The 15,184-nt window shown below is 56.6% G+C and carries 10 protein-coding genes; 5 read left to right on the top strand and 5 right to left on the bottom strand.

Features of this window, described 5'->3' with window-relative positions:
• Positions 1 to 42: 42 nt before the first annotated feature.
• Positions 43 to 690, bottom strand: coding sequence for a hypothetical protein (locus HNQ92_RS16650; RefSeq protein WP_184175234.1), 648 nt, complete (start codon positions 688 to 690; stop codon positions 43 to 45).
• A 437-nt stretch (positions 691 to 1,127) separates the two neighbouring features.
• Here HNQ92_RS16650 and HNQ92_RS16645 point away from each other — a divergent pair, with 437 nt between their 5' ends.
• The gene (locus HNQ92_RS16645; protein WP_184175232.1) at positions 1,128 to 2,174 is read left to right on the top strand and encodes a ferredoxin--NADP reductase; all 1,047 of its coding nucleotides are present in this window, start codon (positions 1,128 to 1,130) and stop codon (positions 2,172 to 2,174) included.
• Between the two features lie 10 nt (positions 2,175 to 2,184).
• Here HNQ92_RS16645 and HNQ92_RS16640 read toward each other — a convergent pair whose 3' ends face one another.
• From HNQ92_RS16640 to HNQ92_RS16630, 3 genes are all read right to left on the bottom strand, one after another.
• Positions 2,185 to 3,762, bottom strand: coding sequence for a beta-N-acetylhexosaminidase (locus tag HNQ92_RS16640; protein WP_184175230.1), 1,578 nt, complete (start codon positions 3,760 to 3,762; stop codon positions 2,185 to 2,187).
• 57 nt (positions 3,763 to 3,819) lie between these two features.
• Entirely contained in the window at positions 3,820 to 5,280 is a 1,461-nt protein-coding gene (locus HNQ92_RS16635) for an alpha-L-fucosidase (protein ID WP_184175228.1), read from the bottom strand.
• 82 nt (positions 5,281 to 5,362) lie between these two features.
• Complete coding sequence (locus tag HNQ92_RS16630) at positions 5,363 to 6,787, bottom strand: alpha-L-fucosidase (RefSeq protein WP_184175226.1); 1,425 nt, start codon at positions 6,785 to 6,787, stop codon at positions 5,363 to 5,365.
• 230 nt (positions 6,788 to 7,017) lie between these two features.
• Here HNQ92_RS16630 and HNQ92_RS16625 point away from each other — a divergent pair, with 230 nt between their 5' ends.
• On the top strand, positions 7,018 to 9,216 hold the full coding sequence (locus HNQ92_RS16625; RefSeq protein WP_184175224.1) for an FUSC family protein: 2,199 nt from the start codon (positions 7,018 to 7,020) through the stop codon (positions 9,214 to 9,216).
• 16 nt (positions 9,217 to 9,232) lie between these two features.
• Here the strand turns inward: HNQ92_RS16625 and HNQ92_RS16620 are convergent, their stop codons facing one another.
• Positions 9,233 to 9,679 carry a hypothetical protein gene (locus HNQ92_RS16620; RefSeq protein WP_184175222.1) on the bottom strand — a complete coding sequence of 149 codons (447 nt, stop codon included), beginning with the start codon at positions 9,677 to 9,679 and terminating at the stop codon, positions 9,233 to 9,235.
• Positions 9,680 to 9,788: 109 nt separating this feature from the next.
• Between HNQ92_RS16620 and HNQ92_RS16615 the strand changes: the two genes are divergently transcribed.
• The 3 genes from HNQ92_RS16615 to HNQ92_RS16605 all read left to right on the top strand — a co-directional run bounded on the left by HNQ92_RS16615 (position 9,789) and on the right by HNQ92_RS16605 (position 15,118).
• The gene (locus HNQ92_RS16615) at positions 9,789 to 12,593 is read left to right on the top strand and encodes a M16 family metallopeptidase (protein ID WP_184175220.1); all 2,805 of its coding nucleotides are present in this window, start codon (positions 9,789 to 9,791) and stop codon (positions 12,591 to 12,593) included.
• Between the two features lie 155 nt (positions 12,594 to 12,748).
• Positions 12,749 to 13,834, top strand: a complete 1,086-nt coding sequence (locus HNQ92_RS16610) for a TlpA disulfide reductase family protein (RefSeq protein ID WP_184175218.1) — start codon at positions 12,749 to 12,751, stop codon at positions 13,832 to 13,834.
• 141 nt (positions 13,835 to 13,975) lie between these two features.
• Complete coding sequence (locus HNQ92_RS16605) at positions 13,976 to 15,118, top strand: caspase family protein (protein ID WP_184175216.1); 1,143 nt, start codon at positions 13,976 to 13,978, stop codon at positions 15,116 to 15,118.
• The last annotated feature ends 66 nt before the right edge of the window (positions 15,119 to 15,184 follow it).

The following is a 15,184-nucleotide window of genomic DNA, read 5'->3' as shown; positions in this document are numbered from 1 at the left end:
CCCCGCCTTTTGGGTAGGTGCTGTTATTGGGTGTAGTTCTTGTCACCATATTCCAATCCAGTTTTCTAATTTTCTTTTAAACTCGTCCACCGCAAGCCAAGTGTTTACTTTTTGGTCGTCTTTTTTGTCGTATGCAGTCAAGTATTGAATGTGAATTTTCTCTCCTTTGTTTAAGTCGGGAATTTTTGTCACAAATCCGTTTTGTTTCATTTCTGTTATTGACTGATAGAAGTCAACTTTGTTTTTTAGTCTTGGCGGAAACCAATCATCATTTTCGGCTCTTGAATTTAAAATTTCTCCATCTTCTGTCCCAATGTGCAAAGTCCAATCATTACTGTCAGCTTGTATTGCGTCCAAATGCTCTCCAGTTGCTGTGTCAAAAGATATTTCGTCATTACTTTTGTCAAGTAGGCAATATGTTTGAATTTTTTCTTCTAAGTCAGCTGTTTTTTCAATCCTAAAAATCCAGCCGAAACTGTCGGTCAAGTTGTCGCCATTATAAAGTGGAACTTTTATTTTAAAAGAAACAATTTCAATTTTGTGTCCTTCAGTTTTAAGAATTTCTGCACTGCCGTTTTCATATTTCTTTGTCTCAACAACATTCTCTTGTCGGTTACAGATAAGTCCGCAACAAACAACTCCCAAAGGAGTCTTAAATTCTTGTTTTATGTCTGTCGTCTGTGTCGTCATACTATGCCCTATAACATTTGTATAAACGAACCTAGATTCGTTTATACCCGCTATTGACGAATCATTTGCAAGCGTTTACAAACGACTACAAATGGTTCTGATGATTTTGTGGCTTTTAGTAAGTAAAAATCTTTCGGCAAAGAAGTACTATACGCTTCAAGCCAAAGACACCACTTGGCCTACTATCGTCCGTTGGCTACCGCGTCGCTCGATAGCGACAGACCGTCGGTGCACCGGGCGTCCGTTGGTGATAAAACAGCATGAAAGTTTTTCACTTTCCTGGCCGCTACCTTTACACCACAATCCTACAAAGCCCCACAACCCAGCGCCCTACTGATCAGTCTGAAAGCCAAAGTACCTTTTCTTCTGAACCCAAAACCAACAAATAAGGTACTTTTGGGTTCAGAAAGTACTTGGAAGGTACTTGGTCAAGGCTTATGAACGAACTTACACTCCGCGTCCAACAGATTATCTCAGAAACCCACGACACCCGAACCTTTGTGCTGGAGCCAACGGACGGCGCGCCGCTCAGGTATCAGCCGGGGCAGTTCCTGACGTTCCTGCTGCCGCAGCAGGGGCACGAGATCCGGCGGTCGTACTCGCTCAGTTCGGCACCGGGCGTGGATGCGCGGCCCGCTATCACGGTGAAGCGCGTAGTCAACGGCGAGATTTCGCGTTTTTGGCTTAATACGGTGCGGGAGGGTACTTTGCTCAAGGCGCTGTCGCCGTCGGGCCGCTTCGTGCTGGATGAAAGTACCCTCACCGACGCGCCCTTCGACCTGGTGCTGGTGGGGGCGGGGAGTGGCATCACGCCGCTGTTTTCGATCCTCAAAGAGGTACTTACGCAGGTACCCCAGGCGCAGGTCACGCTGCTGTACGCCAACCGGCGCGAGCGGGACATCATCTTCCGCCAACAACTCGACGACTGGCAGCGAAAGTACCCCGAGCGACTGCGGCTGGTCCACGTGCTGAGCCAGCCCTCCGACGACTGGACGGGCCTGCGCGGACGGCTGAATAATTACCGGCTGGAGCAGTGGGTAGGTACTTACCTGAGGTACCCCCCGGAGCGGGCGCGTTTTTTTATCTGTGGTCCGTTTGAGCTCATGCGTACGGCCGAGATCACGCTGCGGTTTATGGGTTTTACCAAAGAGCAGATCCGGAAAGAAAACTTCGTGATTGACGCCGTACCGGTACTGCCCGTGCAGTCGGAGCCGCATCCGGTGCGGTTGCGGTTTCGGCAGCGGGAGTATACGCTGCAGGTACCGGCCTACACCACCATATTGCAGGCGGCGCTGCGGGAGGGCATTCCGCTCCCGTACAGCTGCAAGGGCGGGCGCTGCTCGGCCTGCGCGGGCTTGTGCCGGGAGGGTACTTTGCACATGAGCATCAACGACGTCCTGACCGACCGCGACCTGGCCCAGGGCTGGGTACTGACCTGCACCGCCTACCCCGACAACGACGAGGTACTGATTGAGATCGTGTAGGAGGTACTTACTACTCGCCCTTTGCCCAGGGTACCCGCTCCGATTGGTAAAAGTTAATGCGCTTGGCTTTCAGACGGCTGTAGTGGTTGCCGAGGCGTACTTTGTATTCGTCCCAGCTACGGGCCGAGGCGGGCGTCCAGCCGATTTCGGCCAAACCGAGCAGGCGGGGAAAAGCCATGTACTCCACCTCGTCGATCTTGGCGAGGGTCTCGGTCCAGAGGGGCGCTTCGATGCCCAGGATGTGGTCTTTGGTCACGCCGGGTACCATGGTGGCGGGGTCCCAGCTGTAGGCACTGTCTACCTCAATGTAGGCCGCCCAGTGCAGGCCGTACTGCGTGGTGGAGTCGTACTGCATGTCGAGGTAGGCCTTTTTGGCGGGCGACACGATGAGCTTCACGTTGCGGTCGGCGGCGGACTTGGCGTACTCGGCTTTGGCCCAAAACTGCGCTACCGAGGTCGGTTTGAGGCTGGCGTTGGTCACTTCGTCCCAGCCGATCAGCTGCTTGCCGTGCGCCTGCACGATGTCCTGTACACGGTTCACAAACGGAATGTAGTCCTCCATTTTGGTCACGTGCGACTCGTCCCCGCCCAGGTGAATGTACGGCCCCGGCGTGAGTGCGGCCAGCTCCCGCACCACGTCATCCACAAATTTATAGGTGATTTCCTTGCCGGTACACAGCGTACTAAACCCTACCTCAATGCCCGTGTAGAGCTCCCGCGCCTTGCCGTCGCAGTTGAGCTCGGGGTAGGAGGCCAGGGCGGCGTTGGTGTGGCCGGGCATGTCGATCTCCGGCACAATGATGATGTAGCGGTCCTGGGCGTAGCGCACCAGGTCGGCGTACTGCTCCTGGGTATAGAAGCCCCCTTCCGCGCCACCCACAGCCGACTTGCTGCCGTGGGCCGTGAGGTTGGGCCAGGACTTGATCTCGATGCGCCAGCCCTGGTCGTCGGAGAGGTGCAGGTGCAGGGCGTTCATTTTGTAGGCCGCAATGAGGTCGATGTAGCGCTTCACGTCGTCGACGCCAAAGAAATGCCGGGCTACGTCGAGCATGGCCCCGCGGTAGGCGTAGGTAGGGTAGTCGCGAATGGTACCCGTAGGTACCAGCCAGGGGCCTTTCTGGAGGTGATCGGCCTCGGCGCGGGCGGGCAGTGCCTGCCGGAGCGTCTGGATGCCCCGAAACAGCCCCGCGGGCTTGGCCGCCGCCAATTGAATACCCTGGGCCGTGATGCTGAGCGCGTAGCCCTCTTCACCCAGCTCGGCGTCGCCGGGGGTGAGCGTGAGGGCAATGTGCCCCGAAGGTACCTGGGAGGTACTTTTTAATTCGGGCTCCAAGCCGGTAGGTACCTTCAGCAGATCCACAAGGTACTGCCCTATTTTCTTTACTTCCTCGTTTCCTTCCGGTACGTAGATGGCCGTATTCTTGGTGAGTTCAAAGGTACTGTCCGTGGCCGTAACCGATACCGGCAGCGGAATCAGGCTCTGCGCATCGAGCCGGGCGGGGGGCTCGGTTTTGCACGAAAAAAGAACCGTGAACACAACAAAAAAACTACTGAGGCTTACAAGAAAAGAAGGAAAGCGGCGGTGCATGAGGCTAAAATAAGGGTTGCGGTCTGAATTGGTTTTTTGACAAAAAAAGAAAAAGTACTACTCGGCTATTTTGTAAAACCCGAGCTCACTCATGGCCATCCCCACCGGCGACTTGGTGATGCGAAGTCGTACGCGCTGGGCGGTGACGGGGGCGCTGAGCCGCACGAGGCGGCGGGCTCCCACGCTGGTACCTTTATGGATTTCCTTCCACTGGCCATTTTCCTCCTTATCTAGGGCAAAGCCCTCGATGCGCTGGCCGAGCTTGATGAATTCGCGGAGGTCGATGAGGTCAAAAGTTTTGGGCTGGTTCATGTCAATGATGAGCTCGGGCGTTTTGAAGTCGTCGTCGGTGGCCCAGTAGGTGGTGCGTTTGCGGTCTACCAGGTTTTTGGTGCCGTAGATGGAGTTGTAGCCCCGCACGTTAGACGCCCGAATGCTGGCGTTCTGCACCAGGTTGACGGCAAAAGTTTTCTGCAACATATCACCAAATGCTTCGAGCGAAGCCACGTCGTCTTCGTGCAGCAGGCCGCGCGTGTCGGGGGCCAGGCCCAGGTCCAGTCCCGCGCCGCGCCCTACGCTTTGCAGGTACAGGTCAAAGAGCTCCTGGGGCGACCTGGGCTTTTCGTTGGCGTGGTAAAACCAGCCTTTGCGCAGCGGCACGTCGCACTCGGCGGGCATCCAGAACTCCCCGTCGCGGTGGCCCACGGGGCTCTCGGGGTAGTTGGCCTGGCCGGGTACGGCCACGCTTTTGCCCTGCGGCGGTTTGGGCGTGAAGGTAGCCCAGTGGGTTTCGCTCGCAATGCCTTTTTCGTTCCCTACCCAGCGCACATCCCAGCCAATGTCACTGAAAATATTGGCACCCGGCTGGAGCTTACGCGTGAGGTCGTTCCAGGTGTTGGTCCAGTCGTAGTAGGTAGTGTTGTCGATGGAGCGTTTTTCGTTGGCTCCGCCGTAGTAGCCGTCGCCGCCGTTGGCACCGTCGTGCCAGGACATAAAGAGGTCGCCGTAGTCGGTGTAGAGCTCACGCAGCTGCTCGCGGTAGATCTCCAGGTACTTGGGCGTGCCGTAGGCGGCGTTGTTGCGGTCCCAGGGCGAGCAGTACACGCCAAACTTCAGGCCGTGCTTGCGGGCCGCCTGTTCTACCTCGCGCACCAGGTCGCCTTTGCCCTCGCGGAAAGGACTCTTGGAAATATTGTAGTCGGTGGTTTTGGTGGGCCACAGGCAGAAGCCGTCGTGGTGCTTGGCTACCAGCACAATGCCCCGCAACCCCCCGGCTTTGGCCGCCAGCACGATCTGATCGGCGCTGAAGTTGGTGGGGTTAAACGTCTTGGGGTCAGCGTCGCCGTAGCCCCATTCTTTGTTCTCAAAGGTAGTAGGCGTGAAATGAATAAGCCCGTACGATTCGACATCGTGCCAGGCCAGTTGCCGCTCGGACGGCACGGCGCCGTAGGGCTTGGGGGGTACTTGGGCCAGCAGGCTGTGGGAAGCCAGCAGCAATACGAGAAAAGCTCTTTTCATAATCAATTAGTCAGGCGTCACCTTGGGGTCAGGTAAATATAAAGACATTCGGGACGCAATTTCTACTAAGTACCCAAAAATCCTACGGCTCGATCCGGAATACGTAGGCGGCTCGCTGGTCCAGGGCCTGGATGGTCCGGGCGGGTACTTCGATGATCCCTTTGGTCACTTTGAGGTACTTGTCGTGGCCCAGCAGCTTCACTTTGGCGTTGGCGGGCAGGGGCAGGCCCTCGGGCTGGAGGCGGGCGGGCAGCGCTTCGCCCACTTCGGCCAGGTAGGTAGCGTAGCGCGTCGGGCCTTTTTGGGTGTAGGCCCACTTGCCCTGGCGATAGGGAGCCAGCGGCCGCGTTTCGTAGATGGACTCGCCGTTGAGGTCCATCCAGGTACCTATCTCCTGGAGGCGCTGGTAGGCTTCGTCGTGCCATTCGCCGTCGGGTCCGGGGGCGATGTTGAGTAGCAAATTGCCACCCTTGGCCACGATGTCCACGAGCGTATGTACGAGCTGGCGGCTGGTTTTGAAATTCTCTTTCGGTACGTACGACCACGAACTACCCATCGTCATGCACGACTCCCACGGGATAGGCAGGTAATGGTCCGGGATCTGCTGCTCGGGCGTCACGTAGTTCTCAAACTCGCCGGTCACGGTGCGGTCTACTACCAGCAGGCCGGGCTGGTGGGTGCGGGCCATCTTGGCGATGCGCGCCATGTCGATGTCCTGCTCGTAGGGGATGGTTTTTTGCCAACTGATGGTGGTGTCGATGGTGTTGTAGGGGCGCACCCAGCCGCCGTCGAGCCACAAAATATCCACCGAGCCGTAGCCCGTCATGAGCTCCTGGATCTGGTTGTAGGTAAAATCCTGAAACTTCTTCCAGAGCTCGGGGTACTTTTTGGGGTCGTAGGACGAGTTGCGGTCTTTGGGCGGAAAGTACGGCCACCAGTACGACTCCACGTTCCAGTCGGGCTTGGAGAAGTAGGTACCCGTCATGAAGTCTTGTTGCCGAAAAGCCGCCAGGATTTCCTTCGTCACGTTGCTGCGCGGGTTAGCGGCAAAGGGCGACTTCGCACCCGTGATTTTGTAGTCGGTTTGTTGGGTGTCGAACATGCAGAAGCCGTCGTGGTGCTTGGTGGTAAATACCACGTACTTCATGCCCGCGCCTTTGGCCGCCTGCGCCCATTTTTCGGGGTTGAAGCGGGTGGGGTTGAAGGTACTTTGCAGACCTTCGTAGGCTTTTTTGTATTCGTACCAATTGTGCGCGTGCGGGCCGCGGCGCTCGCACCAGCCCTCGTCCTCGGGGCAGAGCGACCACGACTCCACGATGCCCCACTGGCTATAAGTACCCCAGTGCATCAGCAGGCCGAATTTTACGTCCTGCCACTGGGCCAGCTTCGCCTTCACTTTTTCGTCGGTCGGCGGTACGTACTTGGAGTGATCCTGCTCGGCGTGCTGCTGGGCGCGGGTACTTCCCGCCCAAACCATTATACAAAGAACAAAAAATGCTTTTTTCATAGGGCAGGGGGGTACTTTGGGGCAAGAGTTATTTTGTATTTTTAAAAAAATTAAAATTAGTAGGCAATTATATTAAAAAATATCAAATAATAGCTACTTGTGGTGAAAGTACCCACTTGGAAAAGAATGCCGATCTGAACAAACAAGGTACTTCGGAAGTCCTAAGTTCGGGAAAAGGGATTAGTTACGGAAGTGATGGATCAAGTAAAGCAAAGTACCTCAGCGCGCCTATGAACCTCCAAGCGTATATCCGCTCCGAAGATACCGAGTCGGCCCTGCGATTTTTGGTGGGGGCGTCGCTGCCCCTGCTGGTAAGTACCTGGCTGGGTTACGCCGAGCTGGGTACCTTCATGCTGCTGGGTGCTACGTTTGTCTTTGGCATTGACGTGCCGCTGGCACTGCCCAAGAAGCTGGGTTTTATGGTACTTTCGGGGGTACTTTCCGCGCTGATCTTCTTCGTATTCACGCAGGTGAAAGCCTCACCGGTGGCTACGGGGGTACTTTTGTTCGGGATCTTGTTTGGGCTCAATTTCCTGTCGCCGTTCAGTCCTAACTTTACGCTTGTGACGCTACTGCTCAACCTGGCCGTAATGATAGGCCTGAGCATGGCGGCCACCATTCCTACGCTGGCCTCGGCACTGCAAAAAACGGGGTACTTGCTGCTGGGCTCGGGCTGGTACATTTTGTACGCGTTGCTGCTGCACCCGCTACAACGCCCCCGGCAGCTCCGCCGACGCCTACAGAGCTGCCTCCGGCTCACGGCCAGCTACTTTGCCCAGCAGGCCGCGCTGCTGGAGGCGGACACCGCGCGCCCGGAGGTACTTTTGGCGCTGTCGGAGCGGCAGAGTGCGGTCACCGAAGCCCATCAGCAGATCCGGGAGGTACTGCTGCGCGAGCCGATCAACCTCACCAATCCCGACACCTTCATGGGCCGGGCTACCTACTTTCTGGCGCACCTGGTAGACCTCTTCGAGCTCGCGACGGCCTCGGCCTGGTCGATCCAGCGCCTGACCGACCGCCCTGAGAAGGTCGAGGCCGTACCGCTGCTGCGCGCGCTGAATGAGTACATCGTGACGCAGCTCCACCAGCTGGAAGCGGCTTTGGGTCAGCAAGGTACTTTGCCCCTGGCCGAAGCCTCCGGGGCCGAAGGTACCTTGCGGGAGCTCACCGAGTACCTCAATGAGCTGAGGGTACACACGGCGAGTGAGGCCGAGACGCGGTCATCGGAAGTATACCGGACGCTCCGGCGGGTGCAAAAGTACACCGAACAGCAACTGCTGACGCTCACCGCCCTGCACGACATCCTGGCCCGGCGCAACGTACGGATGGACCTGGGCCGGGAGCAGCTCCGGCAGTTTGCCCTCCACGAAACCATCGAGTGGAGTCATCTGCGCAGCCATTTTACGTTTCGATCGGGCTTTTTTCGGTACGCGCTGCGCATGGCGCTCACGGCGTTAGCGGCCTACTACCTGGCTACCTGGCTGCACTTCAGCCAGCCCAGCTGGGCGCTCCTCACCGTGCTGGTGATCCTGAAGCCGGGTTTTAATTTATCCAAAGAGCGCCTGGCGCAACGTGTGTACGGTACGGTGCTGGGCGTGCTGGCGGGGCTGGTACTTTTCTACCTTTTCCGACCCGGCCCTGCGGTGAGTATGGCTATTTTTCTGGGTTCGCAATTTTTTGCTTTTTCGTTCATCAAGCGGCAGTATGCGGTCACGAGCTTCTTCTTTACGCTCTTCATTCTTTTCTTTTACAGCTACCTGCACCGGGCCTTTATGGATACGGCCGTGTACCGGCTGCTGGATACGCTGCTGGCGGCGGCGCTGTGCTGGCTGGCCATGCGGTTCGTGTTTCCGTATTGGGAAGTCCAAAAACTACCCACGCTCGTACCCAGTACCCTGCGGGCCAACCGCGACCTGCTGCGCAACCTGCTGGAGCAGCTCGACGCCGACCCGCGCGACCCCGCCCGCTACAAAATGTACCGAAAAGAGGCCTTCCTGAAAATGGACGAACTCACGAGCTCCTACCGGCTGGCCCTGGCCGAAACGCCCACCCAGACCGAGCGCCTAAGTACCCTACAGCGGGTGACGCTGCTGCTCTACACCCAGCTCTCGCTGATCATTAATTTGGGTTTGTTCCTGAAAAGGTACCCCCACTACCGCTGGTCCGACGACCGCCTGCGGGGGTACTTGCAGGAGGCGCTGGCGGGCCTCAACGCCCTGATCGAGAGCGACGGGTCGGCGGCCGCTCCGGCCAACGATACCCAGGCGCTGGTGGAGGAGCTGACGCGCCGCCGTCAGGAAGTGAGTGCCCTGGTACTTCAGAACGGCGACCAGTATCTGGCCCGCGTGCAGGATTTGTTTTGGGCCGAGGGCGCGTACGAAATCATGGAGATTACGCACAAGCTCCGCCAAATGCCGCCTACGGTGTAGGGTACTTGTAGCTCCACTACCGGATAATATGTACCTGGCTGCCCGTTTTTGGGGTGCCGTCGAGCTCGTAGCGTTGGAGGGCCTGGTACGGATCGGCGCTGAAGAGCCCGCAGTCGTTGCAGAGTTGTCGGGTCGTTTCGATAGCCCCGAGGCGGTAGGTACTGCCGGCCAGCGTTACTTCGTAGTCATAACGGCTGGGGAGTGGGGCCTCTCCCAGGAGTACGAGCTGGCTGGAGGTACTGGCCCGCTGGGCCCGGTCGAGGTAGGTGTAGCTGGAAACGAGGGTGCTGGTACCGGGCTCGAAGGCCCGGAACTGAATGGTGTCGATCTCCTGCGGGCTGAAACCCTCGAACTGGATGGCGACGAGATTTTCCCAACTCAGGCAATTTTTTTTGGTGCAGCACGAAGTAAGCGCCAGAAATAGAACGCCAAAAAGCGGCCAGGTACCTTTGAAATTTTGCATAAATGTTAAAATTTCTTATATAATGGTTTGGACTTGTTTTTTAGCAAGATAACTACTTTATTCGTTCTAAGATACCTATGTTCATCGTTAACTACTAATCCGCAACTTTATGAACCGCATTTTTTGCTACCTGCTTGTCTTTTTGGTAGTTACTATAAGTACGCCCAGCTGGGCCCAAAACCTGAATCAGCCCGTGCCGCTGGACCCCAGCGTGAAGGTGGGCAAGCTCAAAAACGGCTTAACCTACTACATCCAGAAAAACACCGAACCCCAGCAGCGCGCCGAGCTGCGGCTGGTGGTGAAAGCGGGCTCCATTCTGGAAAATCCGGATCAACTGGGGCTGGCCCACTTCATGGAGCACATGAACTTCAACGGCACCAAGAATTTCCCCAAAAACGAACTCGTTGATTTCTTGCAAAAAACGGGCGTACGCTTCGGCGCCGACCTCAACGCCTACACCAGCTTTGACGAAACGGTGTACATGCTCCCCATCCCGACCGACTCCGCCGGGCTGCTCGAAAAAGGCCTACAGGTACTGGAAGACTGGGCGCACAACGCCCTGCTGGAGTCGGCGGAGATCGACAAGGAGCGGGGCGTTGTGCTGGAGGAATCGCGGCTGGGGCGCGGCGCACAGCAGCGGATGCGCGACAAGTACCTGGCCATGATCCTGAACAACTCGCGCTACGCCGAGCGGCTTCCCATCGGGAAGGATTCCATTATCCAAAACTTCAAATATGAAACCGTCCGGCAGTTTTACCGCGACTGGTACCGGCCCGACCTCATGGCTGTCATTGCCGTGGGCGATTTTGATCCGGCGCAGGTGGAGCGCATCATTCAGAAGGAATTTGGGAGCATTCCGATGCCCAAGTCGCCCAAGAAACGTACCGAGTACAGCATTCCGCTTGACGGCTCCACCAACGTGGCCATCGTAACCGACCCGGAAAATCCGCAGACGGTGATTCAGCTGATGTACAAGCAGCCCGAAACCAAGGAAAAAACCTTGCAGGATGTACGCAATAACCTGGCGCAGTTCATGTACAACGCCATGATGGGCCAGCGGATGCAGGAGCTGACGCAGCGGGCCGATCCGCCCTTTCTGGCGGGATTTGCCAGCTACGGCGGTTTTCTGAGCAATCTTGACGCCTACACGGCCGTGGCGCTGGCCAAGGATGCGTCGGGCGTGGAGCGCGCGCTTACTACCCTGCTGGAAGAGAACGCTCGCGTGCAGCGCTTTGGCTTTACGGAGCCCGAGCTGGCCCGCGCCAAGAGCTCCTTCCAGAACAGCATCGAGCGGGCTTTTAAAGAAAAAGACAAAACGCGCTCGGGGAATCTGGTGCAGGAGTACATCCAGCATTTTCTGGACGAAAAACCCTTCATGGGCATTGGTGCCTATAACGACTTTGTGCAAAAGTACCTGGGCGACGTAACGCTGGCGGAGGTGAACGCCCTGGCCAAAAAGTACATCTCCGACCAAAACCGGGCCGTCGTGATTATGGGTTCGGAAAAATCCAAGGATCAACTACCCACCGAGGCGCAAGTGCGGGCGCTGCTAGCCGAGGCGGGCCAAAACGTAACGGCCTACGTGGACGACGCCCTGGATACGCCGTTGCTGGCGGCGGAGCCTAAGCCTTCGAAGGTCGTGAGCGAAAAGGTACACGACAAAATAGGCGCGACGGAGCTGACGCTCGGCAACGGCGTGAAGGTGATGCTGAAGCCCACCACCTTCAAAAACGACCAGATTATCTTTGAGGCCACCAGCAAGGGAGGTACTTCGCTCTACCCCAACGACTTCGAAACGGCCCTCTTTGCCAGCTACGTGGTAGCGCTGGGCGGCGTGGGCCCCTACAACCAAACCCAGCTGCAAAAGTACCTGGCGGGCAAAAGCGCCAACGTGCGGCCCTACCTCAACGAACTGGCTGAAGGCATAGCCGGAAGTACCAGTCCTAAAGACCTGGAAACGGCCCTGCAGCTTGTTTATGCCTACTTCACGGCTCCCCGCCTGGACCAGGACGTCGCCAAAGGCTTCCTGGCCAACCAGCGCGCCTACCTCGAAAACATGCTGAAGACGCCCACGCCGGATAAAATCTACTCCGACACGCTGTCGGGCGTGCTGAGCAGCTACCACCCCCGCCGCGCGCCCATGACGCCCGAGCGCCTCGACAAAGTGAACCTGGAGCGGGCCATGGAAATTTACAAAAGCCGCTTTGCCAGCGCCTCCGACTTCACCTTTACGTTTGTGGGGGCTTTTAAGGTGGAGGAAATGAAGCCGCTGCTGGAAAAGTACCTCGGCGGGCTCCCTACCACCAACCGCAACGACAGCTACCTGCATCCGAATATTTTCCCGCCTAAGGGCCGCATCGAGAAGACCGTCTACGCGGGCTTTGAGCCCAAAAGCCGCGTGACGATGGTGTACAGCGGCGAGTACGACTACAAGCCCGAAAACAACGTGCAGATCGAGGCGTTGCAGGAGGTACTTCAGATCAAGCTCATCGAGGCGCTGCGCGAAGAGGAGAGCGGCGTGTACGGCGTGAGCGTTTCGGAAAGTACCGACAAGGTACCTTCGGGCCACTACAGCTTCCGGATTGGCTTCGGTTGCGGGCCCGAAAACGTAGACCGCCTCGTGAAGCGCACATTGGCGGAAGTCGAGAAAGTCAAAACGAACGGAGCTGACGCCAAAGACATTGAGAAGTTCACGGCCGAAACCCGCCGCAAAACGGAGGTAGATCAAAAAACGAACGAGTTCTGGCGCGAGTACCTCGACAGCAGCCTGTTCTACGGGGACGATCTGAACGAGGTTTTCCGGGAGGCCGAACTACTCCGGCAGGTGACGCCCGCCAGCACCAAGGCCGCCGCCCAAAAGTACTTCAACGACGCCAACTTCATCAAGGTAGTGCTGATGCCCGAGAAGAAGTAGGTTCATTTCGCTGGTACGCGTTTGCAACGCGTACCAGCGAAACAAGCGTTTGTAACGCGATTTGCCTTGCTTGATCCGGCGTGGAGGTACTTCTCAATGGCTATGGATTAGTATTTAAAACACACGGACTTTCTCCTTTCCCACCATACACCCACATGAAACCACTACGCTTCCTCAGCAGCTTGCTGCTAGGCCTGCTCCTGGCCTGCGAGAAACCCAAAACGGATATCGTCATCCAAGGTGCCATCGAGAACCTGCCCGATGGGCAAATAAAGTTGGTAAAGGCGTATGACTTGTGGACAGAGCTGGACTCCACCTTGCTGCAAAACGGTACTTTCCGCTTTACGCTTCCGGCTAGTCGGTTTCCCGAGCCTCTGTTGGTTACTTTAAGATATGAAGGGAGTGATATGAAGGGATTATTTATGTTTGATACCAACCGGCGATTCAGAGGATATCCGATGAATATGAGTTTAATAATGTTGGAAGACGGCCTGGACATCAAAGGTACTTATACTGAGAATGAGTATAAGTATGTTTCTTGTAGCGTGTCAGATAAGCGAGGCAAGCAAACCCAGGTAATGTACAACGACACGCTGGATTTTGCGCGGATCGCGAAGGTGGGCAAGATCAAAGAATTGATCCGACTGCATCCGTATTCGTACTACTACCTCTACGAGCTCCAGGAGCGCGTGGCGCAGTTCAGCGACGAACAATTTCTCTCCACGTTGGCGTGCTTCGACGAGGACGTACAACAAAGTACCACGGCGCGGGAGCTCCGAGAGTACATCGAAACCCGGGGAACCAAAAAGCTCAACGCGCAGACCCAGCTGCCAGACCCGAGCGAGCAACTACAGCCGGTATTGGCCCAGGGCGCGGGCCTGCACATGGTGATTCTGTGGGCTTCCTGGTGTGGCCCCTGCCGGGCGGAGATTCCCGAGCTCAGAAAGATCTACGAGCGGTACGGTGCCGACAAGCGCTTCGGCATGGTGTCGGTTTCGGTAGACGACGACAAAAACCGCTGGCAGGAAGCCATGCAGCAGGAAAAAATGCCCTGGCGACAGCTTCTGGTCAATAAAGAAAATGCCCGCTACGACCGGGAAATATTCAGCTATGACCGGTCCATTCCCACTACCTTGATCGTAGACGCCCAGGGGAAAATCCTCAAGAAAGTAGTAGGCTACGATGAGAATAGCCTGGAGGAGTTTTCGACGGTGATTAGCGAGTACCTGGCGGGGAGGTAGCGGAGGCAGGAAGTACCTCGCCTACTAAAGGCTTTTCTTTCTGTTGGATATTTATGTACCTTAGAGGCCTTGGTTCTCAGCGCGCTAGGGTACCTGGCCTCTTTGATATCCTCCGTCTGCGCTTTCCTTCCTTGATACCCGATGCGATCCGTTTTAGTTATTCTCTGCGTTGCTTTTTTTGGCCTCACTGCACAGGCCCAGACGCTTCACCTGATGCTGGTGTCGGAGGTAGAAAAGCAGCCGCTGGGTATGGTAAGCCTTAAGGACGAAGAACGCATCGTTCAATTCTTCAAAACCGTAGAGTGGGGGCTGGGCTACAAGCTGGAAATCAGCTACCTCAACCGCCGTGATTTTACGGCCGCTGCCATCAAACAAACCATTGCGGCGCTCCGTACTACCCCCGAAGACATCCTGGTTTTTTACTACAGCGGTCCGGGTTACTATATTCCCAAAAACCAGAGCTACTTCCCTTTTCTGAAAGTAAAAGACTACCGTAAAAATCCGCTGTCGCTGGATGACGTCGGTACGCTACTCCTCGCCAAAGGTACCCGCCTGAGCATCGCGCTGGTCGACGGCCGGGATAGCCGACTTCCTCCGCCTTTAAGTCCGATAACCCCGCCCCCGCCGTCGGTGCAGGTGGATTTGCGGAAAGTAGTGCTGCAAAAATTGATGCTCGAGCCCACGGGCCTCCTCAAGATCGCCAGCGCGCGGCCCCCGCAAGCGGTCTATGCCCAGCGCGACTACAGCGGTTCTTTGTTTACGTACAAATTTAACCAGGAGGTCAATTTCCTGCTGAAGACCAACTACGTGGGCATCGACGCTATCTCGTGGGCGTACCTGCTGACCCAGGTAAGGAACTCGGTGAGCTCCATGGCGCAGAACGCCGGGGTCCGGCAGGATGCGGTATGGCAATTCATGGCCTACAAGCCCAACACTCGTTTTAAAACCTACGACTTCCCTTCGTACCGCCACGCGCTCCAGCCCTGGGAGCTGGAGAAGAAGCTGCTTGAGTTGAAGGCGGATGCCGAGCGGGAAAGTCAGCAGAACAAAGCCGCTGAGCTTAGCCAGGGCTTTCAGGAAAACGCCACCGTACGGGTCGTTCGTCGGTTTTCGGCCACCCGCCGAGAGGAGTCCACTGAATACGGCCTGGCGCAATACCTGGAAACCCTCCGGCAGCATTCCGGACGGCGGGTGGTGATCAAGGTCGATGTGGCTTCGCTCAAAAGAACACCCGACCTGAGTAAAATCACGTTTGTGAAAATCACGGAAACCTGGACCGAGTGAACACCCGTCGGGTTTAGCCAGGGTGTGCCGCTTATAGGGTATAAAGTAAAAAAAGGTACTTTGAAT

The sequence above is a fragment of the Rhabdobacter roseus genome, assembly GCF_014202275.1.
GTDB classification, from domain to species: Bacteria; Bacteroidota; Bacteroidia; order Cytophagales; family Spirosomataceae; genus Rhabdobacter; species Rhabdobacter roseus.
The sequence above is the reverse complement of the archived record's forward strand: the minus strand, read 5'-3'. Positions and strand labels throughout refer to the sequence as shown.

Coding starts and splice junctions, on each gene's coding strand:
- HNQ92_RS16615 (WP_184175220.1), top strand. CDS start 9,789: ATGAACCGCATTTTTTGCTACCTGCTTGTCTTTTTGGTAGTTACTATA.
- HNQ92_RS16630 (WP_184175226.1), bottom strand. CDS start 6,787: ATGAAAAAAGCATTTTTTGTTCTTTGTATAATGGTTTGGGCGGGAAGT.
- HNQ92_RS16625 (WP_184175224.1), top strand. CDS start 7,018: ATGAACCTCCAAGCGTATATCCGCTCCGAAGATACCGAGTCGGCCCTG.
- HNQ92_RS16620 (WP_184175222.1), bottom strand. CDS start 9,679: ATGCAAAATTTCAAAGGTACCTGGCCGCTTTTTGGCGTTCTATTTCTG.
- HNQ92_RS16610 (WP_184175218.1), top strand. CDS start 12,749: ATGAAACCACTACGCTTCCTCAGCAGCTTGCTGCTAGGCCTGCTCCTG.
- HNQ92_RS16645 (WP_184175232.1), top strand. CDS start 1,128: ATGAACGAACTTACACTCCGCGTCCAACAGATTATCTCAGAAACCCAC.
- HNQ92_RS16635 (WP_184175228.1), bottom strand. CDS start 5,280: ATGAAAAGAGCTTTTCTCGTATTGCTGCTGGCTTCCCACAGCCTGCTG.
- HNQ92_RS16605 (WP_184175216.1), top strand. CDS start 13,976: ATGCGATCCGTTTTAGTTATTCTCTGCGTTGCTTTTTTTGGCCTCACT.
- HNQ92_RS16650 (WP_184175234.1), bottom strand. CDS start 690: ATGACGACACAGACGACAGACATAAAACAAGAATTTAAGACTCCTTTG.
- HNQ92_RS16640 (WP_184175230.1), bottom strand. CDS start 3,762: ATGCACCGCCGCTTTCCTTCTTTTCTTGTAAGCCTCAGTAGTTTTTTT.